24 protein-coding genes are annotated in these 25,402 nt (G+C 67.5%); 13 read left to right on the top strand and 11 right to left on the bottom strand.

What is annotated here, in order from left to right:
* Positions 1 to 85 precede the first annotated feature (85 nt).
* Complete coding sequence (locus KW835_RS07145; protein ID WP_218381667.1) at positions 86 to 1,048, top strand: LysR family transcriptional regulator; 963 nt, start codon at positions 86 to 88, stop codon at positions 1,046 to 1,048.
* Positions 1,049 to 2,808: 1,760 nt separating this feature from the next.
* Here KW835_RS07145 and KW835_RS07140 read toward each other — a convergent pair.
* Positions 2,809 to 3,630 (bottom strand): SDR family NAD(P)-dependent oxidoreductase, encoded by an 822-nt coding sequence (locus KW835_RS07140; RefSeq protein WP_218381666.1) that lies wholly within the window; start codon positions 3,628 to 3,630, stop codon positions 2,809 to 2,811.
* A gap of 147 nt (positions 3,631 to 3,777) precedes the next feature.
* Between KW835_RS07140 and KW835_RS07135 the strand changes: the two genes are divergently transcribed.
* Together KW835_RS07135 and KW835_RS07130 are read left to right on the top strand one after the other, a co-directional pair.
* A complete protein-coding gene (locus KW835_RS07135) occupies positions 3,778 to 4,704 on the top strand; it encodes an SMP-30/gluconolactonase/LRE family protein (RefSeq protein WP_218381665.1) in 927 nt (308 codons plus the stop codon).
* A 140-nt stretch (positions 4,705 to 4,844) separates the two neighbouring features.
* Entirely contained in the window at positions 4,845 to 5,780 is a 936-nt protein-coding gene (locus KW835_RS07130; RefSeq protein WP_218381664.1) for an aldose 1-epimerase, read from the top strand.
* A 293-nt stretch (positions 5,781 to 6,073) separates the two neighbouring features.
* Here KW835_RS07130 and KW835_RS07125 read toward each other — a convergent pair whose 3' ends face one another.
* Positions 6,074 to 7,675 (bottom strand): rhodanese-related sulfurtransferase, encoded by a 1,602-nt coding sequence (locus tag KW835_RS07125; protein WP_218381663.1) that lies wholly within the window; start codon positions 7,673 to 7,675, stop codon positions 6,074 to 6,076.
* 41 nt (positions 7,676 to 7,716) lie between these two features.
* Positions 7,717 to 8,370 carry a cysteine dioxygenase gene (locus KW835_RS07120; RefSeq protein ID WP_218381859.1) on the bottom strand — a complete coding sequence of 218 codons (654 nt, stop codon included), beginning with the start codon at positions 8,368 to 8,370 and terminating at the stop codon, positions 7,717 to 7,719.
* Positions 8,371 to 8,527: 157 nt separating this feature from the next.
* Here KW835_RS07120 and KW835_RS07115 point away from each other — a divergent pair, with 157 nt between their 5' ends.
* Genes KW835_RS07115 through KW835_RS07100 form a run of 4 tightly spaced genes read left to right on the top strand, consistent with a single transcriptional unit; the run spans position 8,528 to position 12,676 of the window.
* On the top strand, positions 8,528 to 9,556 hold the full coding sequence (locus KW835_RS07115) for an ABC transporter substrate-binding protein (RefSeq protein ID WP_218381662.1): 1,029 nt from the start codon (positions 8,528 to 8,530) through the stop codon (positions 9,554 to 9,556).
* A gap of 7 nt (positions 9,557 to 9,563) precedes the next feature.
* Positions 9,564 to 10,634: an ABC transporter permease gene (locus tag KW835_RS07110; protein WP_218381661.1), complete on the top strand. Its 1,071-nt coding sequence runs from the start codon at positions 9,564 to 9,566 to the stop codon at positions 10,632 to 10,634.
* A complete protein-coding gene (locus KW835_RS07105; RefSeq protein WP_218381660.1) occupies positions 10,628 to 11,446 on the top strand; it encodes an ABC transporter ATP-binding protein in 819 nt (272 codons plus the stop codon). Before KW835_RS07110 ends, KW835_RS07105 begins: the two co-directional genes overlap by 7 nt.
* A 21-nt stretch (positions 11,447 to 11,467) precedes the next feature.
* Positions 11,468 to 12,676 (top strand): cytochrome c, encoded by a 1,209-nt coding sequence (locus KW835_RS07100; RefSeq protein WP_218381659.1) that lies wholly within the window; start codon positions 11,468 to 11,470, stop codon positions 12,674 to 12,676.
* Between the two features lie 45 nt (positions 12,677 to 12,721).
* On the opposite strand, the gene KW835_RS07095 is transcribed toward KW835_RS07100, so the two are convergent.
* The 5 genes from KW835_RS07095 to KW835_RS07075 form a co-directional block, all read right to left on the bottom strand.
* A complete protein-coding gene (locus tag KW835_RS07095; protein ID WP_218381658.1) occupies positions 12,722 to 13,201 on the bottom strand; it encodes a DUF5063 domain-containing protein in 480 nt (159 codons plus the stop codon).
* A gap of 52 nt (positions 13,202 to 13,253) precedes the next feature.
* Complete coding sequence (locus KW835_RS07090) at positions 13,254 to 13,709, bottom strand: low molecular weight protein-tyrosine-phosphatase (RefSeq protein ID WP_218381858.1); 456 nt, start codon at positions 13,707 to 13,709, stop codon at positions 13,254 to 13,256.
* A 215-nt stretch (positions 13,710 to 13,924) separates the two neighbouring features.
* The gene (locus KW835_RS07085) at positions 13,925 to 14,293 is read right to left on the bottom strand and encodes a bacteriocin (protein WP_218381657.1); all 369 of its coding nucleotides are present in this window, start codon (positions 14,291 to 14,293) and stop codon (positions 13,925 to 13,927) included.
* A 257-nt stretch (positions 14,294 to 14,550) separates the two neighbouring features.
* Positions 14,551 to 14,859 (bottom strand): hypothetical protein, encoded by a 309-nt coding sequence (locus KW835_RS07080; protein ID WP_218381656.1) that lies wholly within the window; start codon positions 14,857 to 14,859, stop codon positions 14,551 to 14,553.
* Between the two features lie 238 nt (positions 14,860 to 15,097).
* Positions 15,098 to 15,526 carry a DUF1801 domain-containing protein gene (locus KW835_RS07075; RefSeq protein WP_218381655.1) on the bottom strand — a complete coding sequence of 143 codons (429 nt, stop codon included), beginning with the start codon at positions 15,524 to 15,526 and terminating at the stop codon, positions 15,098 to 15,100.
* A gap of 317 nt (positions 15,527 to 15,843) precedes the next feature.
* Here KW835_RS07075 and KW835_RS07070 point away from each other — a divergent pair, with 317 nt between their 5' ends.
* Both KW835_RS07070 and KW835_RS07065 read left to right on the top strand, forming a co-directional pair.
* On the top strand, positions 15,844 to 16,950 hold the full coding sequence (locus KW835_RS07070) for an LLM class flavin-dependent oxidoreductase (protein ID WP_218381654.1): 1,107 nt from the start codon (positions 15,844 to 15,846) through the stop codon (positions 16,948 to 16,950).
* Positions 16,950 to 18,008: an ABC transporter substrate-binding protein gene (locus tag KW835_RS07065; RefSeq protein ID WP_218381653.1), complete on the top strand. Its 1,059-nt coding sequence runs from the start codon at positions 16,950 to 16,952 to the stop codon at positions 18,006 to 18,008. The genes KW835_RS07070 and KW835_RS07065 overlap by 1 nt, the downstream gene beginning before the upstream one ends.
* A gap of 137 nt (positions 18,009 to 18,145) precedes the next feature.
* On the opposite strand, the gene KW835_RS07060 is transcribed toward KW835_RS07065, so the two are convergent.
* Entirely contained in the window at positions 18,146 to 19,705 is a 1,560-nt protein-coding gene (locus KW835_RS07060; protein ID WP_218381652.1) for an aminotransferase class I/II-fold pyridoxal phosphate-dependent enzyme, read from the bottom strand.
* Between the two features lie 79 nt (positions 19,706 to 19,784).
* Here KW835_RS07060 and KW835_RS07055 point away from each other — a divergent pair, with 79 nt between their 5' ends.
* The 3 genes from KW835_RS07055 to KW835_RS07045 all read left to right on the top strand — a co-directional run bounded on the left by KW835_RS07055 (position 19,785) and on the right by KW835_RS07045 (position 22,236).
* On the top strand, positions 19,785 to 20,285 hold the full coding sequence (locus tag KW835_RS07055) for an Lrp/AsnC family transcriptional regulator (protein WP_218381651.1): 501 nt from the start codon (positions 19,785 to 19,787) through the stop codon (positions 20,283 to 20,285).
* Between the two features lie 135 nt (positions 20,286 to 20,420).
* Positions 20,421 to 21,779: a type II toxin-antitoxin system HipA family toxin YjjJ gene (gene yjjJ / locus KW835_RS07050; RefSeq protein ID WP_218381650.1), complete on the top strand. Its 1,359-nt coding sequence runs from the start codon at positions 20,421 to 20,423 to the stop codon at positions 21,777 to 21,779.
* 229 nt (positions 21,780 to 22,008) lie between these two features.
* On the top strand, positions 22,009 to 22,236 hold the full coding sequence (locus KW835_RS07045; RefSeq protein WP_218381649.1) for a hypothetical protein: 228 nt from the start codon (positions 22,009 to 22,011) through the stop codon (positions 22,234 to 22,236).
* A gap of 97 nt (positions 22,237 to 22,333) precedes the next feature.
* Here the strand turns inward: KW835_RS07045 and KW835_RS07040 are convergent, their stop codons facing one another.
* Positions 22,334 to 23,269: a LysR family transcriptional regulator gene (locus KW835_RS07040; protein WP_218381648.1), complete on the bottom strand. Its 936-nt coding sequence runs from the start codon at positions 23,267 to 23,269 to the stop codon at positions 22,334 to 22,336.
* A 99-nt stretch (positions 23,270 to 23,368) separates the two neighbouring features.
* Between KW835_RS07040 and KW835_RS07035 the strand changes: the two genes are divergently transcribed.
* Positions 23,369 to 24,610, top strand: coding sequence for an MFS transporter (locus KW835_RS07035; RefSeq protein WP_218381647.1), 1,242 nt, complete (start codon positions 23,369 to 23,371; stop codon positions 24,608 to 24,610).
* A gap of 128 nt (positions 24,611 to 24,738) precedes the next feature.
* On the opposite strand, the gene KW835_RS07030 is transcribed toward KW835_RS07035, so the two are convergent.
* On the bottom strand, positions 24,739 to 25,341 hold the full coding sequence (locus KW835_RS07030; RefSeq protein ID WP_218381857.1) for a molybdopterin-dependent oxidoreductase: 603 nt from the start codon (positions 25,339 to 25,341) through the stop codon (positions 24,739 to 24,741).
* Positions 25,342 to 25,402 lie beyond the last annotated feature (61 nt).

Here is a 25,402-nt window from a genome sequence, read left to right as displayed (position 1 = left end):
AAGTCTATGGATGATTTTGATATCAATCCAATCATTTTTTAGACAAAATACATATCAATACCCGCATTCTGGAAAACCCCAGCCTATGAGCACCTACAACCACTGGTTCATCCGGGCCCGCCTCAAGACGCGCCAGCTGCTGCTGCTGGTGGCTCTGGCGGAGGAAGGCAACATCCACCGCGCGGCCCAGGTACTGAGCATGACGCAGCCCGCTGCGTCCAAGCTCCTCAAGGATCTGGAGGACGTGCTGGAGGTACCTTTGTTCGAGCGGCTTCCGCGCGGCATGCGCCCCACCTGGTACGGCGAGACCATGATCCGCCACGCGCGCATGGCACTGGCCAATCTGAACCAGGCGCACGATGAGATCGGCGCGCTCAAGCGGGGCCACTACGGCCAGGTGGGCATCGGCGCGATCACCTCACCAGGCCTGAGCCTGCTGCCGGCGGCCGTGGCGCTGGTCAAGCAGGAGCACCCCAGCCTGCGCATCTCGCTGGACATCGAGACCAGCCCGGTGCTGCTGGAGCGACTGGACCAGGGCAAGCTCGACATCGTGGTGGGGCGCCTGTATGAAGAGCACGACAAGAGCAACCTGCGCTATGAGCCGCTGACCGAGGAGCTGGTCTGCGCCATCACCCGTCCGGGGCATCCGCTGTCGACCCTGAGCGGGCTCACGCTGCGCGATGTGCTCTCGGCCAGCTGGATCGTGCCGCCAGCGGGGAGCGTGCTGCGGCACCGGTTCGACCTGATGTTCCAGCAAGACGGGCTGGCGCCGCCGGTGAATGTGGTGGAGACGGCGGCGCTGCTGTTCATGACGCGGATGCTGCAGCAGAGCGACATGGTGGCTGTGGTGGGGGCGGATGTGGCGCACTACTACGCATCGCATGGGATCGTGGCGGTGTTGCCGATGGCGATGCCTTGCCACATGGACGCGTTCGGGATCATCACGCGCACGGACCGGCTGTTGTCGCCGGCGGCGAAGGTGATGATGAGGGCGTTGAAGCAGACCAGTCTGGTGCAATACGGGCGCAGGTTGGAGGTGGGGGATTGACGTGGCGTTGTGTGCCATTCCATGGGCCTGTTTCTCTGAACCGTTCGGGCTGAGCCTGTCGACAGCGGGCGTATCGCTGCTCCGTCCGTTTGGGCTGGGCCTGTGGAAGCCTTGGCACAGCTATTGCCCGTTCGGATTGAGCCTGTCGAAACCGGGGCGCCTTGCCTCCCGCCCGGTCGGGTTGAGCTTGTCGAAACCTGGGGGCTGCTCGCGGGCTCGCTGATTGGGTGGTGTGCCTGGTTCAAGGGCGGAGGCCGGGAGTTCGCCCCGGCGGGCGAGGTACTTCTTCTTTGCTTCGCCAAAGAAAAGTACCCAAAAGAAAGGCGACCCCCAGTCTGCGACCCCTGCGCTGCGCTGTGGGGCAAACCTGCGTCGGGGCGGTTGCGGGGTGCGCCGCAGAACTCACTGCGCGCCTGGGGCGCTTCGTTCAGACAACTGCGGCGAGCCAGTACACGAAGCATGCGCGCTAAGGCGCCCATGCCACCCCGCAACCGCCCCGCCGCAGGCGCAGCCAGGAGGGGGTGGACAGCCGAACATCCAAACAGCCACACGGGCCATCGCGTTGCTCGGCCCCCAAGACGCGGGCGCATGCGCCGCGCGCTGCGCAGGCGGGGCTGGGCCTGTCGAAGTTGGGGCGCCTTGACCCTCGCCCGTTTGGGTTGAGCTTGTCGAAACCTGGGTGCTGCTCGCGGGCTCGCTGATTGGGTGGTGTGCTTGTGTGGAGTGCGGGAGCCGGGGTGCGCGCCCGGCGGCGCGGTAACTTTCTTTCGCGTCACCGAAAGAAAGTCACCAAAGAAAGGGCGACCCCCAGTCTGCGGCCCCTGCGCTGCGCTACGGGGCAACCTGCGTCGGGGCGGTTGCGGGGTGCGCCGCAGAACTCACTGCGCGCCTGGGGCGCTCCGTTCAGACAACTGCGGCGAGTCAGTACACGAAGCATGCGCGCTCCGACGCGCATGCCACCCCGTAACCGCCCCGCCGCAGGCGCAGCCAGCAGGGGGTGAACAGCCGAACATCCAAACAGCCACACGGGCCATCGCGTTGCTCGGCCCCAAAACGCGGGCGCATGCGCCGCGCGCCGCGCGCTGCGCAGGCGGGGCCGAGCGCAGCAATGGCCCGTGTGGCTGTTTGGCCCTCCCATCCCTTCTGGATGCGCCTGGGGCGCGCAGGGGGCGGGGTGGGCGTGTGCCGAAGGACACACGCCTTCGTGCTCTGACTTGCCGCAGTTGTCTGAACGGAGCGCGCAGCGCGCAGTGAGTTCTGCGGCACACCCCGCGCCCGAGCACCCCAGGTTGCCCCGCAGCGCAGCGAAGGGGACGCAGACAGCAGGGTCGCCTTTTCTTTGGTGCCTTTCTTTTGGCGAAGCAAAAGAAAGACACTCGCCGCCGGGCGACTCCCGGCCTCCGCACTTGAACCAGGCATGCTGCCCCTCAGCGAGCCCGCGAGCGCACCCCGGTTTCGACAAGCTCAACCCGAACGGACGGAGGTGAGGCACCCCGGTTTCGACAAGCTCAACCCGAACGGACGGAGGTGAGGCGCCCCGGTTTCGACAAGCTCAACCCGAACGGACGGAGGTGAGGCGCCCCGGTTTCGACAAGCTCAACCCGAACGGGCGGGGTGAGGCGCCCCGGTTTCGACAAGCTCAACCCGAACGGCCGGGGGGTAAGACGCCCCGGTTTCGACAAGCTCAACCCGAACGCAACCGCAAGTGCGCCGGGGCGCTAGCCTCTGCAGGCTTGGCCTGAGCGAATGCATCCAGACGCCTAGACCCATCCCGCGTCCACCTTGAACTCCTGTGCCGTGCACATCGCCGCATCATCCGACGCCAGAAACAACACCATCCGCGCAATGTCATGCGGCCGCAGCTTGTCCGGCAAACACTGGTTGCGCGCAATCTCTTCCTCACCCTTCGCATCCAGCCACAGCTTGATCTGCCGCTCCGTCATCACCCACCCGGGCGACACCGTGTTGATACGGATGCGGTCCTGCCCCAGCGTCTTGGCCAGCCCCCGCGTGAGGCCGTTCACCGACGACTTCGCGATCGCATAGCAGGGGTAGCCCGTGCCCTTGCCCTGCCACCCCGTGGATCCCAGGTTGATCACCGAGCCACCGCCCAGCCTGCGCATGCCCGGCACCACCGCCTGGATGGCGAAGAAGGCGGGGCGCTCGTTGATGGCCATGCGTTCGTCGTAGTAGGCGGGCGTTACGGACTCGAGCGTGTGGCGGTCGTCGCTGGCCACGTTGTTCACCAGCGTGTGGAAGTCGCCCAGCTCTGCTGCCGCGTCGGCGATGGCTGCACGCAGCGCATCAATGTCGCGCACATCGCACTCCCGCCACCAGGGCCGTGCAAAGCCAGCGTCGTGCAGTTGCTGAGCCAGGTCCTGGCTGGCCTGCCGAGCAACATCGACAAAGGCTACGCGTGCGCCTTGCTGGGCCAGTGCGGCCACGATGGCGGCGCCGATCCCGCTGCCGCCACCAGTGACGAATACGGAGCGCCCGCGCAGACTGGGGAACAGCGACAGGCCCTCGGGCAGGGGCAGTGCTTCCGACGACGAAGCGGAAGGGGAGATCGAAACTTGTGACATATCAATATTTGTATTGATTGATGATAAAAATATAAATTACAAGCATCAGTTTGCGTTGATAAGATGCCCACCGTCAAGAGCCATGCAGCAGACATGGGCACAAGACAATCACCGGAGACACGCGTGAGCCTTCATCTGGATACTTCAATGGCCAGGCCGCAAGCCTCGGCCTTTTCTGCGCCGGCCGTCGGCACTGTGCGCTGTGTGCAGGCACTGGAGTCCGATCTGGGCGAAGGGCTGATGTGGTCCGTGCGCGAGCAGGCGCTGTACTGGGTGGACATCCTCGCGCGGCACCTGCACCGCTGGGACCCGGCGAGCGACGCCTGTCGCCGCTGGACCTTCCCAGAAGAGATCTCGGCGATAGCCGAAAGGGTCCAGGCACCGGGCCTCATCGTCACGCTGCGCCGGGGTTTTGCGCTGTTTGATCCCAAGGTGGATTCCGAGCCCCGATATGTGCACCAGCCCGAGCTGGAGCGCGCGGGCAACCGCTTCAACGACGGCAAGTGCGATGCACAGGGCCGCTTCTGGGCGGGCTCCATGGACTTCGCGTGCGAGGCCCCGACGGGCGCGCTGTACCGCTACGACCCTGATGGCCAATGCACGCGCCACGACGATGGGTTTGCCGTGACCAACGGCCCTGCATGGTCGGGCACAGGGCAGGAAACTGCCATGTTCTTCAACGCCACCATCGACGGGTGCACCTACCGCTACGACAGTGAGCCAGCCACCGGAACCCTGTCGAACAAGCGGCTGTGGATGCGCTGGCTGCCCGAGGACGGCCTGCCTGACGGCATGACCACCGACGCGCAGGGGCGTTTGTGGATCGCGCACTGGGGCGGCTCGTGCGTCACCTGCCACGACCCGGTGACGGCGGCCGAACTGGGCCGCGTCAACCTGCCCGTGAGCCAGGTCACCACCTGCGCCTTTGGCGGAGCTGACTTGCGCACGCTGTTCATCACCTCGGCGCGCGTGGGCCTGACGGCGGCGCAACTGGATGCCGAGCCGCTGGCCGGGGCGCTGTTTGCGGTGTCCGTGGACAGCCCGGGCCTGCCCGCCCACCTGTTCGGCGGCTGACCGCCGGCACCGCGACATGGCACGGCACGCAGTGCGGCAGCCAAGCTGCCGGGTTGCCAAGCTGCCACAGCGCGCCCGCCCGTCCGCCTCAACGCTGCTTCCTTCCTCCCTTCCAACAGTTCACTTCAGAAAGCTTGCCCATGACCGAGGCCGCCACCCATCCCATCGTCTGGCTCCACCACGCTGGCCAGCACCTCGGCCTGGTCCCCTCCCTGGGCGGCAGCGTGGCCGCCTGGCAGATCGATGATCCGCAAGGCGGCGGCACGGAGCGCATCGACCTGTGGCGGCCCTGGGACGGCCAGACGCCCGACCTGTACAAGCTGGCATCGTTCGCGATGGTGCCTTGGTCCAACCGCATCAGCGGCGGCGGGTTTTCGCACGGCGGGCAGTTCCATGCCATGGAGCCCAACCGTGCGGGCGAGCCGTATCCCATTCATGGCGACGGCTGGCTTCAACCCTGGGCCATCCGCCAGCCAGCGGGTGACACGCTGGAGATGGCGCTGCGCTCCAAGCGTTCCGAAGGCAACCCCTACGAATACGAATGCGTGCAGGAATTCCGCCTGGTGGACGGGGGGCTGGACCAGAGCCTGCGGGTGCGGCACCTGGGCGCCCAGCCCCTGCCGTACGGCGCGGGGCTGCACCCTTGGTTTCCGCGCACGCCCGCCACGCGCATCACCGCTCCGGTGCAGGCGGTGTGGCTCAGTGGCAGTGACCCGATACCGACCCAGCACACCACGCAGTTCCCCGAGAGCTGGAACCTGAGCGAGGGCATCCCTGCGAATGGCGGCCTGATCGACAACGCCTACACCGGCTGGGGCGGCACGGCCCGCATCGAGTGGCCCGAGCGCGGCTTGCAGTTGACGGCCCGCATGCCGGACTTTGACCGTGACGGTGGCAGCGCGCAGCACTACTGCCTGATCTACCGCCCGCCAGAGGGCCCGGCTTTCTGCTTCGAGCCCATCACGCAGCCCATCGATGCGTTCAACCAGCCCGGGCAGCCGGGGCTGCGGACACTGGCGCAGGGGGAGTCGATGGAGTTGAAGGTGCAGTGGCGCTACGGAGCGCTGCGCGCTTGATGCGGGCGGGGGGGGCGGTAGAGAAGGCTGGAGCCATCCCCTTTGGGTGGGGTACGCCTGGCCTGTCGTAGCTCCTGGGATGCGGGCCTGCGTACCCCGGCTTCGACAGGCTCAGCCCGAACGGTGGTTGGCTCCGATGCCCCTCACAACACCTCCAACGCTACGCACAACCACACCCGTTCACGCTGAGCCTGTCGAAGCGCTACAGGGCGCTACATACAAAAATGCGCGCTACCGATTGACTGATAAGCGTGGTGTGCTACTACTTTGATAGTGCTTGTGTTGAATAGCCCTCACAGCACCCGAAAGCCGTGCGTGCCATCGCGCCCCAGCTGCTCCACCAGCCCGAACTCCCAGTCCAGATAGGCCTGCATCGCTTCGCGGGGGCTCTCGGTCCCTTCGTACGGGCGGCGGTAGCGGTCGATGCGGGGCGACGCCAGACGCGTCTCGCCATGCTCCAGCGGCAGGCCCTGCGCGATCCAGGCCAGCGTGCCGCCTTCCAGCACCAGCACCTGCGCGCCGGTCAAACGCTCCAGGTCCTTCGCCGCAAACTTGGCCAGCAGGCTGCTGCCGCAGGTGAGCACGTAGCGTTCTGCCTTCGGAATGGACGCCACGGCCTGCGCCAGCTGCGAGCGGATCACGAACCACGCGCCGGGGATGTGGCGCAGCGTGTAGTTGGCGCTGGTGGTGAGGTCCAGCACAGCGGTGCGGCCGGGGGCTTCATCCTTCAGCCAGGCGGACAGCTGCGCGGGCGATACCCAGGCGATCGGGCCCTCGGGTTCGGGCACGGCGTTGGCCACTGCGCCGGTTTCGGTGAAATCGGCAGGCTCGGCGCCATCAAGCACCCAGGCCTCCCAGCCCATCTGCGCCAGCCACGACGCGCTCATGTTGGCGCGCACGCCGTCGTCGTCCACCAGGACCAGGCGCGCGCCGCGCACGGCGGCGGTGTGGTCGGTCTCCTGCACCAGCTGGCCGCCGGGCGCGTTGCGAAAGCCCGGCAAGTGCCCGGCCGCGAACTCCTCGGGCGTGCGCACGTCCAGCAGGTAGGTGGTGCGCCCCGTCTCGGCGGCGAAGCGGGCCAGGTCGCCCGCGTGGGCCCGCTGCACACGGGCGCGGTCTGCCACGTCGCGGGCCTGGCGCGGCGCGTGGTCGCGGTCGGCATGCACGGCGGGGTCGAAGCGGCGCGTGGCGCCACGCTCCAGCGTCTGTCCGGCCAGCAGCCAGCCGATGGTGCCGTTGCGCAGCGCGGCCACGGGGTTGGGGATGCCGGTGTTCACGAGCGACTGCGTGCCGATGATGCTTCGGGTGCGGCCGGCGCAGTTCACGATGATCTGCGTGACCGGGTCGGGCGCCAGCGCCCTGGCACGCAGCACCAGCTCGGCGCCGGGCACGCTCACGCCGGTGGGGATGTTCATCGTGTGGTATTCGTCATAGCGGCGTGCATCCAGCACCACCACGTCGGCCTGGGCATCGATGAGCGCCTGCACTTCTTCGGCCGCGAGCGAGGGGGTGTGGCGCTCGGCCTCCACCAGTTCGCCGAAGGACTTGCTCGGCACGTTCACGTCGATGAACAGTTCGCCGCCCGCATCGCGCCAGCCCTGCAGGCCACCTGCGAGCAGCGTCACCTGGGTATAGCCCAGGCGCTGCAGGCTGCGCGCCGCGGGCTCGGCCAGGCCCTCGCCGTTGTCATACACGACGATGAAGGTGTCGCGCCGGGGGATGCGTGCCCAGGCCTCCAGTTCGATCTTGCTGGCGGGCAGGTTGGCGGCGAACAGCGGGTGCGCCTGGGCGAAGGGGTCTTCCTCGCGCACGTCGAGCAGGGCGATTTCCTGGCGGGCGAGCAGGGCCTCGCGGACCTGGAGGAAGGATGTCTGGGGCAGGGTGGGAGCGGTCATGGGCAAGGTCTGGGCCAGTTCGTTGGGCGTGCGAAACCGTGTCAGGCGGCAGTGGCGGGGTTGCGGGAGAGGTCCCAGATGTTGGGCAGCGTGGCATTGCTGTAGCCGGAAATGAACGGCTTGGCCGTGCCGTCTTGCAGGTACACGCTGCGCTGCACGGCGCCGATGTTGGCGCCGTAGACGTGGATGCTGATGGACGTACGGCCTTCCCACGCGTTGCTGACCCGGTGCACATCGCCGATGGCGGGCGACACGGCATCCACATCACCCGGCTCCAGGCGGTGCGGCGGGCCCTGGGGCGCCCATCGGCCGTCGGCGGTCCGGGCGAACGCCTGCGAGTCCTCGGACCCGCGCAGCATGCCGATCAGGCCCCACACCGTGTGGTCGTGGATGGGGGTGGACTGGCCGGGCCCCCAGACAAAGCTCACCACCGAGAAGCGGCCCAGCGCGTCGGCATGCAACAGGTACTGCTGGTAGCGCTCGGGGTGGGGTTGTGCGTAGGCTGCTGGCAGCCAGTCGTCGTGCGCCACCAGGGCGCCCAGCAAAGCGCCGCCGCGTGACAGCAGCTCGGGCTCCGGCGGTGCCGTCTCCACCAGGGCAGCCAGTTGCTGCACGAAGTGGCGCAGGCGGGCGGTGCCGGGGGGGGCAGGTGTTGTGGCGGGTGGCGGCAGGATGGCGGAGGCGACGGCATTCATGGGCTGTATTGCACCAGCGTCGGGCCGGTGGGTGTGTGGAGTCTTTTGCATATGCATCTCCGTTTTTCTTCGTTCCATTGTCGGGCTCTGCCGACTCCAATGCGTGGGGTGCGGTGTTCATCACCGTTTGTCGTCTTCATTACACGAGGTGCAGAGCATGAACAACAAGGGCTTGATTCTGGGGGGAGCGGGAGCGCGCTGGTCGCGCCGGCAGGTGCTGCGCGTGGCCGGCGGTGCCGGTGTGGTGGCTGCATCCGGCGTGGTGGGCAGCCAGGTGCTGGCCGCCGGCAAGCTGCGCGAGGTGAAGCTGGCCTGGAATGCGAATGCGATCTGCCTGTCTGCCGCGCCTGTCGCGATCGAGCGCGGCATTTTTGAAAAGCACGGCCTCAAGGTCGAGCTGGTCAACTTCGCGGGCTCCACCGACCAACTGCTGGAGACCATCGCCACCTCCAAGGCCGATGCCGGGCTGGGCATGATCCACCGCTGGATCAAGCCGCTGGAGTCGGGCTTCGACGTGAAGCTGGTGGGCAGCTCGCACGGCGGCTGCTCGCGCCTGGTGGGCTACGAGGCCGCGGGCGTGACCAGCCTGCAAAAGCTCAAGGGCAAGACGATTGCCGTGTCGGACCTCAACAGCCCGGGCAAGAACTTCTTTGCCGTGCTGCTGACCAAAGCCGGCCTGAACCCCGAAAAGGACGTGACCTGGCGCCAGTTCCCCGGCGACATGCTCGGCCTGGCTGTGGAAAAAGGCGAGGCCCAGGCCATTGCCGACGGCGACCCCAACCTGCTGCTCATCCAGCGGCGTACCAAGGGCCTGGTGGACCTGGCATCGAACCTGTCGGGCGAGTACGCCGCCAAGACCTGCTGCGTGCTGGGCGTGAGCGGCGCGATGGTGCGCAGCGACAAGGGTACGGCGGCGGCGTTGACGCGGGCCATCATCGAAGCCTCGGACTTCGTGGCCGACAACCCCAACGAAACCGCACGCATCTTCAGCCCCTACTCGAAGGTGCCGCAGGAAGACCTGCGCGCCGTGCTGGGCACGCTCACGCACCGCAGCCACCCGGTGAGCACGGCGCTGCGCCAGGAGATCGAGTTCTATGCCCGCGACTTCAAGCTGGTGAACGTGCTCAAGCCCTCCACTGATCCGGCGCGCTTCGCCGCCCACGTTTACGCCGACGTTCTGGCTTGAGCCCGCCATGAGCACTGTCGCCGATCACATCCTGCCCGCACCGGCCTCCGTGGCCGCTGCGAGTACCCCGGCCGCACCACGCGCCGCTGCAGTGGCCGCCCCGCAGCGCGTCGCCGCATCGCCAGCTTTCTGGTGGACCGGCCTGGCCGCAGCCGCCGCATGGGGCGCGCTGGCCCTGCTCACCCACCTGTGGCCCAACAAGCCCGCAGGCTTCAGCGACTGGGCGTTCACCGAGGAGTTCGCCATCGGCGCGGGCGCGGTGGCGTTCGTCCTGGCGGTGCTGGCTTTCGTGCCGGGCGCGCTCGGCCGTTCCGGTGGCCGCGTGCGCCGGGCCGGACCCTGGCTCGTGGCCATCGCCACCGGGCTGGCGGTGTGGGAGGTCTTCACCGCCAAGCTGGGCACCTTGCCTCCCCCGTTCTTTGCGCCGCCGCAGAGCCTCGTCGAGGTGTATGTGACCGACTGGGCACGCCTGCTGGAAAGCGCGGGCGCCTCCATCCGGCTGCTGGCACTGGGTATCGCCATCGGGGCCGCCGCAGGCTTCGTCACGGGCGTGCTCATCGGCTGGTCGCGCCAGGCCAGCTACTGGATCCACCCGGTGCTGCGCATTCTCGGCCCGGTGCCCACCACGGCGCTGCTGCCGGTGAGCTTCTATTTCTTTCCGTCCAGCTGGTCCACCGCCATCTTCCTGATCGCGCTGGGCACGGCCTTTCCCGTGGCCATCCTCACCTGGTCGGGCGTGGCGGGCGTGCACAAGAACTACTACGACGTGGCCCGCACCATGGGGGCATCGCCCTGGTTCCTGGTGCTGAGGGTGGCCATCCCGGCGGCGCTGCCGCAGGTCTTCGTGGGCCTTTTCATGGGCCTGGGCGCAGCGTTCTCCACCCTCGTGGTGGCCGAGATGCTGGGCGTGAAGGCGGGTCTGGGCTGGTACCTCACCTGGGCACAGGGCTGGGCGGCATACCCCAACATGTATGCAGCGCTCATCGTGATGGCGCTGCTGTTCTCGGGCGTGATCACGCTGCTGTTCGTGCTGCGCGACCGCGTGCTGTCGTGGCAAAAGGGAGTGGTGAAATGGTGAGCGCCGTGGCAACCAACGCCGTGCACGCCGATGCCCAAAGCGGCGTGCCAGCAAGCTCGGGCGCACGCATCGACGTGCGCAATGTGAGCCACTGGTTCGACCTTCCCGCAGGCCCGCTGCATGTGATCGACGAGCTGGACCTGTCCATTGCGCCCGGTGAGTTCGTGGCGCTGCTGGGCCCGAGCGGCTGCGGCAAGAGCACCTTGTTGCGCCTGGTGGCGGGGCTCGAGCCCGCCACCACGGGCGAGCTGCTGCAGGACGGAGTGCCCATCACGGAGCCCGACCCTTCGCGCATCGTCGTGTTCCAGGACCCGACGCTCTTTCCCTGGCGCACCGTGTGGGACAACGTGGCCCTGGGGCTGCAGGCGCGCGGCATCCTCAAGGCGCAGCGCCACCGGGTGAACGAAGCGCTGGCCCTGGTCGGCCTGCAGGACTTTGCCAAGGCCTTCCCGCACCAGCTGTCGGGCGGCATGGCGCAGCGCGTGGCGCTCGCGCGGGCACTGGTCAACGACCCCAGCCTGCTGGTGCTGGACGAGCCGCTGGGCAAGCTCGACTCGCTCACGAGGCTGACGATGCAGACCGAGCTGGTGCAGCTGTGGCAGCGCACGGGCTTCTCGGCGCTGTTGGTCACGCACGATGTGGAAGAGGCGCTCTTCATGGCGCAGCGCGTGGTGGTCTTCTCGGACCGACCGGCCCGTGTGAAGCAGGTGCTGGTCAACGACCTGCCGTACCCACGCCACCGAGGCGACCCGCGCCTTGCAGCCTTGCGCCACGAAGCGCTGGCGCTGCTGGGCCTGGACGCGAGCTGGTGAACCGGGCGCTGGTCTGCTGCCTTGTCTCCTGAGCTGTTGAACGGCCTGCTCGAAGGCCTGCATGCTGCGCAGCAGGGCCTGCGCGCCTTGCTGCACCTGCTGGGCCTGGCGCCCGATGCGCACGGCCAGCCTGCCTGGCCTTTCGCGCACCGCATCGCTGCGGAGATGCTGGTGGTGGACGCGGGCCATGCGCGGCGGGTGCTGCTGTCGCTGCTGTGCGTAGCGGGCGCCGTGCTGGCGTTGCTGTTGTCGCTGCCCTGGCGGCGCGCCCGCGTGGCCCTGGGTGCCCTGGCGGTTGTGCTGCTGGTGATTGCGCCCTGGCCGCAGGCGCACCTGCTGCTGTCGCCCGCCGTGCCCACCAGCCTGCACCAGTCGCCCACCCGCTTCGAAGCCACGGGCATCGTGCGCGGCCAGGCCGTGTACCAGCAGCATTGCGTGCGCTGCCACGGCGCCGACGGACGCGGTGAAGGGCCTGATGCCGCACAGCTGGCCCAGTGGCCCCCCAATCTGAATGGCGCACTCTTGTGGAAGCGCCTCGATGGCGAACTCTTCTGGCGCGTGCGCGAAGGCATGCACAACCGTGCTGGCGCAGTGACGATGCCCGGTGTGGGCGATGCCGTGAGCGACGCACAGATCTGGGAGGTGCTGGACTACCTGCAGGCCCACGCGGCCGGGCAGATGCTGCGCGAATCAGGCACGTGGGACCGCCCCGTGCGGCTGCCCGCCATGGCGGTTCAGTGCCGAAGCGGCCGGGCGCGCCAGACGCATGACCTTGTGGGCCAGCGCGTGCGTGTGGTGGTGGCATCGCAGGGCACCCCGCCAGCGGCCGAGGACCCGCGTCTGGTCACGCTGGTGGCCGGTACCCCGGACGCCGGGAGCGACGTGGAATGCCAGCCACAGGGCAGCCCTGACACCCGCAAGGCCATCGACGAGGCCCTGGCCCTGGTGCTGGGCGTGCCCACCGCCGAGCTGCCGGGCTACCAGCTCATCGTGGACCGTGGCGGCTGGCTGCGCGCGCGGGGGCAGCCGGGCAAGGCGGCGTGGTCGGAAGATGACCTGGTGTGCCGATCCGGCGCGGCGCCAATGGCTGCGAGCGCTCCGCTGCCAATCGCTGCGCCCGCGCCTGCGCTTGCAGCTGGCACTGACACGCCGACGGACGGTTTGCACGCGCTCATTCGCCGAATGGATGCCGAGCCCGTGCGCCTGGTGCGGGGCGGGTTCCCACACTAAGTTGGCGTGGGCGATGTGCTGCGATGCATGCGTGCCAACGGACCGTCAGCCGTGGCGGAACATGTGAAGGACCCGCATCGCATCCACCGCATGCTGACCCCAATGAAAAAACATCTGGCGCCAGTGGAATATGGCTGCCATGGCGTGGCCATTGTCAAAGAGCCAAAGCCCACGCTCCAGATCGTTGCAGATGTCCAGAAAATCATCCTGCAGATCGCCGGACCCCAGCTCTTGGTGGTGGGCAAGACTCAGCGGCTCAAGCACATCCCAGTAGAACTGGAACGGAAGAGCGGACAGATTCTTCGTGAGTTTGCTGGTCTGGTCCGCAGTTCTGGCGGGTGGATCGGGTGCGACATGGAAATCCACAGTCGGCAGCTGCAGCCCGGCTGCATAGACGGCAGCCAGTTGTTCAAGCGCCTCGCGTGTGATCTGGCCGGTGGGCTTTCCGTTGTGCGGGGTATGGCACCAGGCGGCAAACTGCCGCGCCAGCGCTGCGAATGGGCCTGCATCGATGGAGTTGTGCATGTATAGAGCTGACAAGCGTTTCAGCGATTGAGGATCTTTGCGGATGCGCTCTTCAGCGCCTGCCAGCCAACAGGCGCATCAGCCCCCCGCACCCATCCTCCACCACATCCAGCACATGATCGAATCCGTCGGCGCCGCCGTAATACGGGTCGGGCACCTCATGCGCCTGCAGCGTGGTGCAGAAGTCCGTCAGCCGGTGCAGGCGGCTTTCGCTGCCGGGTGGGCACAGTGCGCGGGCGGCCTGCTCGTTGTTGTCGTCCATCACCAGCAGCAGATCGTGGTCGGCAAAGTCGCGCCGGGTAAGCCGGCGGGCCCGTTGGGCCGACAGGTCATAGCCGCGTCGCGCAGCGTGGGCCTGGGCGCGTTCATCGGGCGGCTCGCCCACGTGGTAGCCGTGGGTGCCAGCCGAGTCCACATGGATGCGGCCCGCGAGGCCGGCGTCGGCCACCATCTTTTCCAGCACCCCGTGGGCTGTGGGGCTTCGGCATATGTTGCCCATGCAGATCATCAGAACGGCAATGCCTTGGCCGCCTTGCAGCTTGCCGCTCAGTTGAGCGCAAAGGGTCTGGGAGTCGGTGGTTCGGGCCATGTCGCCGGCGGTGGAGGAAGTGTGGGCAGCAGATTCTCCACGGTATGCGTCTCGTGTTGCAGGTGACACCACGGTCCGGCCATGAAAAAGCCCGCCGGGTGCGGGCTTGGCAGTGGCGTGAACACCATCGACGTTCATGGTCTCTCGATGATCTCAGGCAATGCCGTTTCATGGGCAGGCTCCGTGGGAGGCTGGGGTTCCACCACCTGGCCCACTGCCGCGCCGCCCAGGGCTCCGGCAATGGCGCCTGCGGTGCCGCCGACAAACACGCCGACCGGGCCGCCAACGGCCACGCCAACGGCGGCCCCCGCTGCGGCACCGGCCATCATCCCGCCGCCCATGAGGGCCGACCTGGATTCGCGCTCGGCCTCTTCGGCGCTCAGCGCGTGCTGGGCTGCGGGGTCGGGGTCTTGCGATGGAACGCCGTGGCCCGGAACGGCCTGTTCCACCAGATCGGGGTCGATGAGTGTTGTGTCGCCAGACGGATTTGAGAGGGTGTTCATGAGGCTCTCCTTGTCGTGTGTTGAACATGCGAGCAGATCACTCGCTGAACAAATTCTTGAACCGGAAGAACCCCTGGCCCGCCATCCAACCAATCGCAGGCCTGTCGGACAACTGCTTGTAGAACCGATGGGCTTGATGGGGGTCAAGACACGGCGCCTTCCGGGGGGCTGTCCGGCCGGTCAGCGGGGCAGGCGAGAGGCCAGAATCCCAACGAGCGCACAGCCCGGGTGGCAAGCGCCCTCTGCGCTGGCCACCATCAAGCCGTGCGTACCTCGAAGTACGCCCCGTCCGCCTCGCCCAGATCCCGAAACCCCGCCTGCTTGGCCGCCACGCTGGCGCGGCCCCAGTGCTTGAGCAGCGTGAGGTCGCCGGGCGAGACGACTTCGGGCGGCGAGTCTTCCAGGCTCGACATGGTGTCGAGAGCAGCAGCGACTTGCTCAGGGCCGCCGAACTGCTTTTCCAGCTCCTTGGCGTAGCGCCTTTCGGCGTTGGCACGCTGCTGGGCCGGCAGATCTTCGGGGTAGTCGCGCAGGGTGACGGTGTAGATGGCTTCGAGGGTGTCCATGGCGTTCTCCTGGGTAAATGACTGTATGAATGTACAGTTGTTTTGCCCAAATTGCCCATGGGATCAACCCTGATGCACGCATTTTTTGCAGCCAAAGCGCAGATTGAGGAGCACCAGTACCATTGAAATTGGCCGCTGCCGCTTGACCACAAAGCGCTTACTGCTATCGATACCGTAGCGGCCAGTGTGCGGGGTGCCTGTACCGCATCAGCCGCGCTGTGTGCTTGCGCTTGTGCTTCTACTTCGCCTTCGAGCCGGCAGAGGGCTTCTTGCCCGCAGGCTTGGCAGCGTTGAGCTCCACCGCAGCGCGGATGAGCGCCTTGAAGGCGTCTGCGTCCAGCGTGTCGCCTTCATGGATATCGATGGCCCGGCGTGCATTGCCGTCCAGGCTGGCATTGAACAGCCGCGCCGGGTCGGGCAGCGAAGCGCCCTTGAGGAAGGTGAGCTTGACCGCTGCCTTGTAGCTCTCGCCAGTGCACAGGATGCCGCCCAGCGACCAAACGGGCGTGCCCATCCACTTCCACTCTTCCACCACATCGGGCGCCGCTTCGTGGATCAGCGCACGCATGCGCGCCAGAACCGCGCCTCGCCAGTCGGCGAGGTCGGCGATGCGCTGGTCGATGAGGGTGGATGCGGGTTGGGTGGCTGTGGCGGGTTTGGGTGGCATGTGCGTGTCTCCTTCGGCGGAAGTGGTCTTGCGGCGAGGGCTGATCAGCCTGGGCGGCCTGCCGCGGCGCCGATGTGCTCGATGTGGGTGCGCGGCAGCGGGGCGGGATATCCATGAAGCGCGCCATTCGGCCTGGCTGCCCGGCGCGGCCCGACACTCTAACCCGAGCGCCGCTCGCGTCAAACGTGCCACGCACCACGTATGCGCCCCCCGACTTTGCAAACGCGTTTTTCTTCGTTGAGGCGGCGCGCCCCTGCGCGGATCATGGGCTGCAAACCCGTTCCGGAACGTTTTTCCTCATCCCCCAGGAGCCCGCTATGCCCGTCCAGTTCATCGGCATGATCCAGCCGCACGAAGTCTCTGAAACCATCCCCCGCAAGGGCCCTGCGATAGACGCCGCCTACGTGCGCGCCTTTGCCCAGGCGCACGAGCACGCGGGCTTCGACCGCATTCTGGTGCCGGCCAGCTCGTCCAGCCCCGATACGCTGCTGACCGCCACGTACGCGGCGTCGGTCACGCAGAAGATCGGGCTGCTGCTGGCGCACCGCCCCGGATTCGTCGCGCCCACGCTGGCCGCGCGCCAGCTGGCCACGCTGGACCACTACACCGGCGGGCGCCTGGCCGTGCACTACATCAGCGGCGGCTCGGACGAAGACCAGCAGCGCGATGGCGACTTCCTCGGCCACGACGAGCGCTACGCGCGCACCGACGAGTACCTGGCCATCCTGCGCCGCGTGTGGTCCGAAGACAAACCCTTCGACCACGAAGGCACCTACTACCGCGTCAAGGGCGCCGTGTCGGAAGTGAAGCCCGTGCGCGGCCAGCGCGTGCCGATCTACTTTGGCGGTGCCTCCGCGCCGGCATTGCAGGTGGCTGGCAAGCATGCCGATGTGTATGCCCTGTGGGGCGAATCGCTGGCCCAGGCCGGCGACCTGGTGCGCCGCGTGCGCGCCGAGGCCACGCTCAACGGCCGGCACGTGGACTTCAGCATCTCTTTCCGCCCCATCCTGGGCAAGACCGAGGAAGAAGCCTGGGCCAAGGCCGACCGCATCCTGGAAGACACGCGCCGCCTGCGCGTGCAGCAGGGCTACGCGCGCGGCGTGGGCCCGCAGCAAAGCGAAGGTGCGCAGCGCCTGCTGGCCGATGCCGCCAATGGCGACCGCGTGGACGAACGTCTGTGGACCGCCGTGGCGCGCGAGATCGGCGGCCGCTCCAACTCCACATCCCTCGTCGGCACGCCCCAGCAGGTGGCCGACGCACTGCTCAAGTACTACGACCTGGGCATCACCACCTTCCTCATCCGCGGCTTCGACCCGCTGGTGGATGCCATCGACTATGGGCGCGAACTGCTGCCCCTGGCGCACGCCAAGGTGGCCGAGCGCGATGCACAGCAGGCCGCGCAAACCCTGCGAAAGGCGGCGTGATGGGCCGCAGTCACAGCAAGCGCGACAGTCTCCAGCGCCACCAAGGCGCTGCGCAGTTGCCCCAGCGCACACGCCGCCATTGGTTGCAGCAGGCCGCAGCCTTGTCGCTGGGCACCACCGGACTTCTGGGCTGGGGCGCTTCGGCGCACGCCCAGGCGCAAGGTGGGCCTGGCGCTTCGGCGCCCGCGTCCCTGGTGCTGGGCGACCAGGCCGGCGGCTTGCGTGCACTGTTCGAAGCCGCAAAGACGCTGGAGGGAGTGCCCTTTGCCTGGCGTTGGGCCAACTTTCAGGGCGCGGCACCGCTGTTCGAGGCACACCGCAGCGGTGCGGTGGACACGGCCATGGCCGGCGACCTGCCCGTGCTGGCCGCCGCCGTGGGCAAGACCCCGCTCAAGATCGTCGCCACCCGCGTCGGCCAGCCCGACTCGCTGGGCATCGTGGTGCAGGGCAACTCGCCCCTGCGCAGCGTGGCCGATCTGCGGGGCAAGACGGTCATCGTCTCGTCCGCGCGCGGCAGCATCTCGCAGTACCAGCTGTATGGCGCGCTGGAAGAAGCGGGCGTCAAGCGCGACGATGTGACAGTGAAGTTCGTGCTGCCCACCGACGCAGCCGCCGCCTTCGCATCGAAACAGATCGACGCCTGGGCCATCTTCGACCCCTACTACACCATCGCCTTGCAACAGGGGGGCCGCATCCTGCGCGACGGGCGCGGCATCAACACCGCGCTGGGATTCATCACCGCCACCGAGGCAGCCCTGGCAGACCCGGCCAAGCGCGCCGCCATCGTCCAGTACCTGGACCGCCTGGCCCGCGCGGGCGACTGGGCGCTGGCCAACCGCGAGGCGTATGCCCAGGTCTACACCCAGCTCACGCGCCTGCCCATCGAGGCGTCACGCATCATCACCGGGCGCGCGGCCATTGCGGCGCGACCGGTGACGCAGGCGGACATTTCTGCGCTGCAGACGGTGGCGGACCGCTCGGCGCGGGACGGGATCCTGCCCACGCGCGTGGACGTGGCGGCCATCACGGATGCCCAGCTGTGGAAGGGTGCTGCCTGAGGTGACGCAGGGTGATTCGTAAGAAGAATAGGGCGCTGCGGCTTGATGGTTTTACACGTCTAGCTATAAAAATAGTAGCGACAGTGTTGCGCCCCTGCTGTCACTTCGGCAGTGCGGGGTTCTGCGGTTCGGTTGCGTCAGCGGCTCTCGGAATGGGGCCGGCCGTGCCCCCCCGCAGGCGCAAGGGTGGCCAGTTCTGCGGCTCCGTAGGCTGCCAGCCTGTGCACTGTCTCCTGCATGTCCGCCTGCGTCGCATCCGGGTGAATCGCGCAGATGCGCAGCACCGTGCGGCCCTGCAGCTGCGTCGTCAGCACTGTGGCAAAGCCATCTTCCAGTGCGCGCTGTGAAATGGCGCGGTTCAGGGCGTCCGTGGCCTCGGGCGACAGGCCGGGCTGCACCCTGCGGAAGTTGACGATCGCCAGCTGCGCGGGCGACACGATCTCCCAGCCAGGGCGCTGGCGCAGCGCTTCCTCGGCCCACTGCGCCAGCTGGCAGCCATGCGCAATCGCTTCGCCCACCGCGTCAGCGCCCAGCACCTGCAGCGTCAGCCACAGCTTCATGGCGCGCATGGGCCGTGTCAGCTCGCAGCCCAGGTCCCAGTAGTTCACCTGGTCGGCCTCGGCGTGTGCATCTCGCAGATATTCGGGCCGGGTGTGAAAGCTCTGCGCCAGGTGTGCGCCTTGACGCAGCAGCACCATGCCGCAGCCATAGGTTTGAAACAGCCATTTGTGTGCATCCCAGCTCAGGCTGTCGGCCTCGCCCATGCCATCCAGGCAATGGCGATGTTTGGGCGACAGTGCGGCCGACGCACCATAGGCGCCGTCCACATGCATCCACAGGCCGTGGGCGTCGCACAGAGCGCGAATGGCGCGCAGCGGGTCCACGCTGCCGGTGTTGGTGGTGCCGGCGCTGGCCACCACCACAAAGGGCTTGAGCCCTGCGGCGCGGTCTGCGGAGATGGCACGCTGGAGTGCCTCCACGTCCATGCGGAATGCGGTGTCGGTGGGCACGCGCCGCACCTGTTGCGGCAAGAAGCCGATGATCTTCAAGCCCTTGGCGACGGACGAATGCGTTTGCTCTGACACATAGGCCACACCCGCCTGGCGCTCGTGTGGCGCCAGCTTCTGGTCGCGCGCCACAGTCAGCGCCGTGAGGTTGGCCATGGAACCGCCCGACACGAACAGCCCGCCCGCGGATGCTGGCAAGCCCGCCTGCGACGCCAGCCAGGCGATGAGGCCGCTCTCCACCGCTGACGGGCCCGAGCTTTGCAGCCAGCTGCCGCCGTGTACGTTGTGCATGCCGATGGCCAGGTCGCCCAGGGCGGACAGCGGCGACGCCGGGCCCGGAATGAACGCGAAGAAGCGCGGGTGGTCCATCTTGGCGCGCCAGGGGTTGATGTCGTTCAGTAGCTGATCCACCACCTCGGGCAACGGCCGCCCCGCCGCAGGCACGCCCAGGCTGCGCAGGGCAAAGGCATCCGCCGCATTGATCACCTGCACCGTGCGCTGCATGGGCGCTTGTGATTGCGGGTGACCCACGCGGCTCACGGCCTGTGCCCACTGTGCGGGAGTGGCTTGGCCCAGCAAGCGGGTGTGGCGTGGGGCGCCCTGAGCGTTTTCAGCGCTTTGAGCGCTTTGAGCGCTTTGAGCGCCCGCACAGGGTGCAGCGGATGGCTGCGCGAGGGTTTTGTCTGTCATGGCGGTTTGCGTTGAATAATGTTCGAATATTTCTGCATTGTTATGAACACCATTCGGCTGGCAAAGCCTTTTTACAGCCATGACCAAAAATACGAATGAGCTTCCGCCCAGAGGCGCACCTGCCGCCCGTCTGGACCCTGTGGACCGAAAACTATTAGGGCTGCTGGCGGGCGACAGCACGCTGAGCTATGCCGAACTGGGGCAGGCCTTGCACCTGTCGGCCCCGGCCGTGCATGAGCGCGTCAAGCGCCTCAAACGCGACGGCGTCATCCTGGGCACTGTCGCGAGGCTGGACGGGGCCAAGCTCGGGCGCCCGTTGCTGTGTTTCGTGCAGGTCATCACCAGCACCGTGCGGCGTGCCCGCCAGGTGGCCGCGCTGGCGTCGCTGGCCGATATCGAAGAGATCCACACCGTGACAGGCGAGAGCGGCATCCTGCTGAAGGTCCGCACGCAGGACACCCAGGCCCTGGAAGCGCTGCTGGCCAAGATACACGGGGTGGAAGGCGTGGAAGGCACGCGCACGCAGATAGCGCTGTCGACGCTGCTGGAGCGGGGGCCCAGCCCCGAGCTGGGCGAATAGCGCCTGCGACTGCGATGGCCTGACCCGCGCCCAGGGCGGCCGCAGTGGTGGTGCGCGCAGCTGCATCCAATCCAATCGCACTTTACTATTCTTTTATCTATTCAATTTGTTATTCAATACGGTTATCCTCAGGGCATGCCGTCAGCCTCCCAAACACACGCCGAGACGATCCGAACCTTGTTGCGCGCCGGCCCTGCCAAGGCGAAGGCCATGGCGCTGGCCCTGAAGGTCAGCCAGCCCACAGTCTCCAGGGCACTCAGCGCGCTGGGCGGCGATGTGGTGCATTTCGGCGCTGCAAGATCTATTCAGTACACGCTCCGCGATCGCCTGCGCTCCGACCTGGAGGCCAGCGTGTACCGCGTCACCCCCCACGGTGCGCTGGAAACCCTTGGCACGCTGGTCCCCGTGTGCCCGCAGGGCTTTGTGATGATCGAAGCGGGGGGCGCCCGCCTCCACAGCGATGGCCTGCCCTGGTGGATCTTTGACATGCGCCCGCAAGGCTACCTGGGGCGCGCGTATTGCGAGCGGCACGGCCAGCGCCTGGGCTTGCCAGAGCGGCTGGGCGACTGGAGCGACACCCACGCGCTGCGGGCCATCCTGGACCAGGGCGACGACATGCCCGGCAACCTGCTCATTGGACCCACCGCGCGCGACCAGTTCGTCAACGCGCCCGACCCCGTGCCGATTTCAGCGGCGCACAAGCTGCACACCTACGCCCAGCTGGCCGACATGGCCGCGCGTGGCGAAGTGGCAGGCTCGTCAGCCGCCGGAGAGCAGCCCAAATTCACCGCCTACGCAGAACAAGCCGACGGCACCGCTGCGCATGTCATGGTCAAGTTCACCGCAGAACTCGACACCCCCGTGAGCGAGCGCTGGCGAGACCTGCTGCTGGCCGAACACATCGCCCTGCAAGTGCTGCGGGACCACGGCGTGGCCGCCGCACAGTCAGTGACCTGGATGCATGGCACCCAACGATTTCTGGAGGTGCAGCGGTTTGACCGACTGGGGGCGCGCGGGCGCAGGGCGCTGCATTCCTTCGCCGCGCTCGATGCCGAGTTTGTCGGCAGCGGCGGCAACTGGCCGGTGATTGCCCGGGGGTTGCTGAAGGAGGGCGTCATTACCGCCCAGGCCTTCGATACGGCCTGCGTTCTGTGGGCGTTTGGCACGCTGATTGGCAATACCGACATGCACAGCGGCAACCTGTCGTGCTTGTCAGAGGGGCGCAGGCCTTACGAGCTGGCGCCTGCGTATGACATGACGCCCATGGCGTTCGCGCCCACGGTGGGGGGAGGCTTGCCGGATCGGGCGCTGGAACTGACGGTGGGGGAGCAGGTCAGCGCGGCGGCTTGGAAAGAGGCGCTTGCGATGGCGCAGGTGTTTGTGCGGCGGTTGGAGGACGGGGCGGGATTCAGCGCGGATTTCGATGCGTGCAAGGCCGAGTTGGTGCGCCATGTGGGAGTGGCGGCTGAGCGTGTTGGGCGGCTTGCGGTTTAGGGTGCTGTGGGGAAGCCGTGCCAGATGTACAGGCAGCGCCGATTCGCTCTTCGTCTCTTTCCTTTTGAATTCGCAATGTATGGGTGGAGTTGCGCCACTCACACTACCGCAAAGCTCCCGTACATTTGCTAACTGCTGTCTCATGTGAAACGTCAGGCCTCACGGCAGGTTTCCCGGCACGTCTTCGTTGTTCCTCGCCTATTGGAGTCCTATGCAAAACGACCCGTCCATGCTGATTTCGCTGCTGCCTCTCATGTTCATGTCGCTGGCCATAGCGATAGGCTCCTACTTTCTGGCAAAAGAGAAGGGCCGTAACACGCTGAAATGGACGATTCTGGGGGCGATTCCGATGGTGAACTTCGCTTGCGTTTGGTTCTTGGTCGGCGCCACGAATCTGCGCTTAGAGCGAAAGCTCGATCAAATTCTGGCGGAGTTGAAGAGTCGGCCGCCGCAATGAAATTCACGAGGCAAGGTTTAACTCTACCGTTGAGTGTCGGCTTTCATCTGCGGTGACTGGCTGCTCCTGGCCGATTTCCGCCTCCAGCCGCGACCCCTCACCCCACCGCCCGCATCCCCACCAACCCCGGCATCGCCTCCCGCATCGCCTCCAGAAACAGCCTCAGCCGTGCCGGATAAAACCGCGCATACGGGTACACCAAATACACCGGCAGGGGCGCGGCGTGCCACGTGGGCACCAGGTGCAGCAGGTCTCCCCGGCGCACGTCTGCATCCACGATCCACGCCGATGAAATACACGCCCCCAGCCCGGCCAGTGCGGCGCTGCGCAGGGCGTACAGGCTGTCGGTGGCCAGGCGGGGCGTGATGCCAAACGTGTGGTCCTCGCCGCCGGGCTCGTGGGTCAGCGTCACTTCGCGCCGGTAGAAGGTGCTCAGGGCCAGCCAGGGCAGCGGTTGCAGGTCTTGCGCGTGCTGCGGCGTGGCGCGGCCCGCCATGAGGGCGGGGGATGCCAGCACGATGCGGGGCACTTCGGCCAGGCGCACTGCGACCACGCTGGGGTCGTCCACCGCTCCGACCTGGATGGCGCAGTCGATGCCTTCGGCGATGAAGTTGGGGCGGCGGTCGTGCAGCATCCATTCGACATCCACCTCAGGGTAGCGGCGCAGGTAGGCCATCAGCGGCGCGATGAACTGGTCTTGCCCGAAGGCGTGGGGCGCCAGCACGCGAAGGCTGCCGCGCGGGGTGTCGGCGGTGCCGCGCAGGTCGTCCTCCATCGCACGCCAGTCTTCCAGCAGGGCCTTGGCGTGGGCGAAGCAGCGTTCGCCGTCTTCCGTGAGCTTCATGACATGCGTGGAGCGCTGCAACAGCTTGATGCCCAGGCTGCGCTCCAGCGCCTGCAGGCGCCGGCTCACGGTGGGCTGGCTGGTGCCCAGTTGCTGGGCGGCCGCAGAGAGGCTGCCTGTCTCGACGATGCGCAGGAAGGTCTGCATCAGCTCGATGCGGTCGGCGCCTGGTGGGAGGGTGGTGGTCATACGCCAAGCGTATAACGAATCTGCATTTCAACCTACTACCCAGTGGGCGGTCACACCGGAACAATCGCACCATTCTTTTTGCTGAACGGGTGTTGTGCCATGTCTTCCATTCAAAATGTGCATGCAAGCGGTACGGTGGGTGCGGCCACGCCTTCGTCTGCCGCACCAGCCCAGGGCGCGGTGAGCGCGCCGCTGCTGTTGCTGCTGGCCACCACGGCGGGGCTGAGCGTGGCCTCGCTGTATTACAGCCAGCCCATGCTGGGTGTGCTGGGGCCTGACATGCAGGCCGACATCCGAGTGGTGGGCCTGGTGCCTACGCTCACGCAACTGGGGTATGCGCTGGGCATCTTGCTGCTGGCGCCGCTGGGCGACCGGTTTGACCGGCGCCACATCATCGTCATCAAGTCCATCGCGCTGATGCTGGCGCTGCTGCTCAGCGGCCTGGCCCCGGGCATGGGCGCGCTGCTGGCGGCCAGCCTGGCCGTGGGCCTGGCGGCCACGGTGGCGCAGGACGTGGTGCCCGCCGCCGCCACGCTGGCCCCTGCCGCACAGCGCGGGCGCACGGTGGGCATGGTGATGACGGGGCTGCTGCTGGGCATTTTGTTGTCGCGCGTGGTCAGCGGATTTGTGGCACAGCAGTGGGGCTGGCGCGCGGTGTATGTGGCGGCGGCGGTGGCGATTGCGCTGCTCACGCTGGCAGTGTGGCGCGGGCTGCCGCGTTTTGTGCCGACCACGCAACTGGGCTATGGCGCGCTGATCGGCTCCATGGTGGCGCTGTGGCGCCAGCACGCCGCGCTGCGCCGCGCGGCCTGGGCGCAGGGGCTGGTGGCGGTGGGCTTCAGCGCGTTCTGGTCCACGCTGGCGGTGATGCTGCACACCCAGTTTCACCTGGGCACCGCAGCGGCTGGGGCCTTCGGGCTGGCCGGGGCAGCGGGTGCGCTGGCCGCACCACTGGCGGGGCGGCTGGCCGACAGGCGCGGCCCCGAGGTGGTCACGCGCTACGGAACGGGGCTGGCGGCGGTGTCGTTTGCTCTGATGGCGCTGCTGCCCTGGGTGCCCGCCCAGGCCCAACTGGCCTTGATCGTGGTCAGTGCCATCGGCTTTGATTTTGGCGTGCAGGCCACGCTGGTGGCGCACCAGACCATCGTCTACGGCATCGACCCTGCCGCGCGCAGCCGGCTCAATGCGCTGCTGTTCACGGGCATGTTCATCGGCATGTCGGCGGGCGCGGCGCTGGGCGCCCTGGTGCTGGCGCAGTGGGGGTGGCAGGGGGTGGTGGCGCTGGCCACCGTGGCATCGCTGGGTGCGCTGGGGGTGCGGATGGCCGGGCGCAAGGGGTGAATAGCGGGCCGGCACTTGCCCTGCAGGCCCCCTCTCCCCGGCCCTCTCCCGCAGGGGGAGAGGGAGTAAATCCCGGCGTCATCAATACCTGCGGCGGGTTCTTGCAGAAACTTCGCCAGGGAGTCCGCTCAGGCCTTCTTCACCTCGATGTGGTACAGCCCCCAGGGGCATGGGCCAAAGCGCTCCTTCACTGGCTTGTCCTTGAACGCGGGCAGTACGTCCGCGTCGTACACCGCCCACTGCGGGCCCAGGCCGCCCAGGGCCATGGGCTGGCCGTCGATGTGGGTGGCGACGATCATGCGCCAGGCCTGCACGTCGGCCATGCTGACGGTGACGTTGTAGCCGTCCACCGCGCGCAGCAGCACCTGCACGGGGCTGCCGGCAGCCACGCCCGCGGCGGCGAGTACCGTGGTGAGCAGGGGGCCTTTGAGCGTGTGGGGCTTGCTGTCGTATTCCAGCGTGGGCTTGATGGTGACGGCAGCCATGCGCGCGAGGGCGGCGGCGTCGAGTGCGTGGGCATTGTCGAACTGGATGCCGTGCTTGCCCATCATCTGGTCGATGGTGGTGTCCAGCGCGCCCCGGTTGGGCTTGGCGATGGCGCCGCTGATGGTCAGCAGCACGGGGCCGCCCAAGGCCTTGCCGGCGGGCGACGGTGCGGCGTGGCTGCTGGTGGCGCTGGTCCACAGGCCGGCCAGGCCGACGCCGGCGGTCACGAAATTGCGCTTGTTCATCATCATCTTGTGGCTCCCCTGGGTGAATGAGGCGCGGATGGTAAGCGCAAGCTGCGCGTGT

This window comes from Acidovorax sp. sic0104 (assembly GCF_019219095.1).
Classification (GTDB): domain Bacteria; phylum Pseudomonadota; class Gammaproteobacteria; order Burkholderiales; family Burkholderiaceae_C; genus Acidovorax.
The sequence above is the reverse complement of the archived record's forward strand: the minus strand, read 5'-3'. Positions and strand labels throughout refer to the sequence as shown.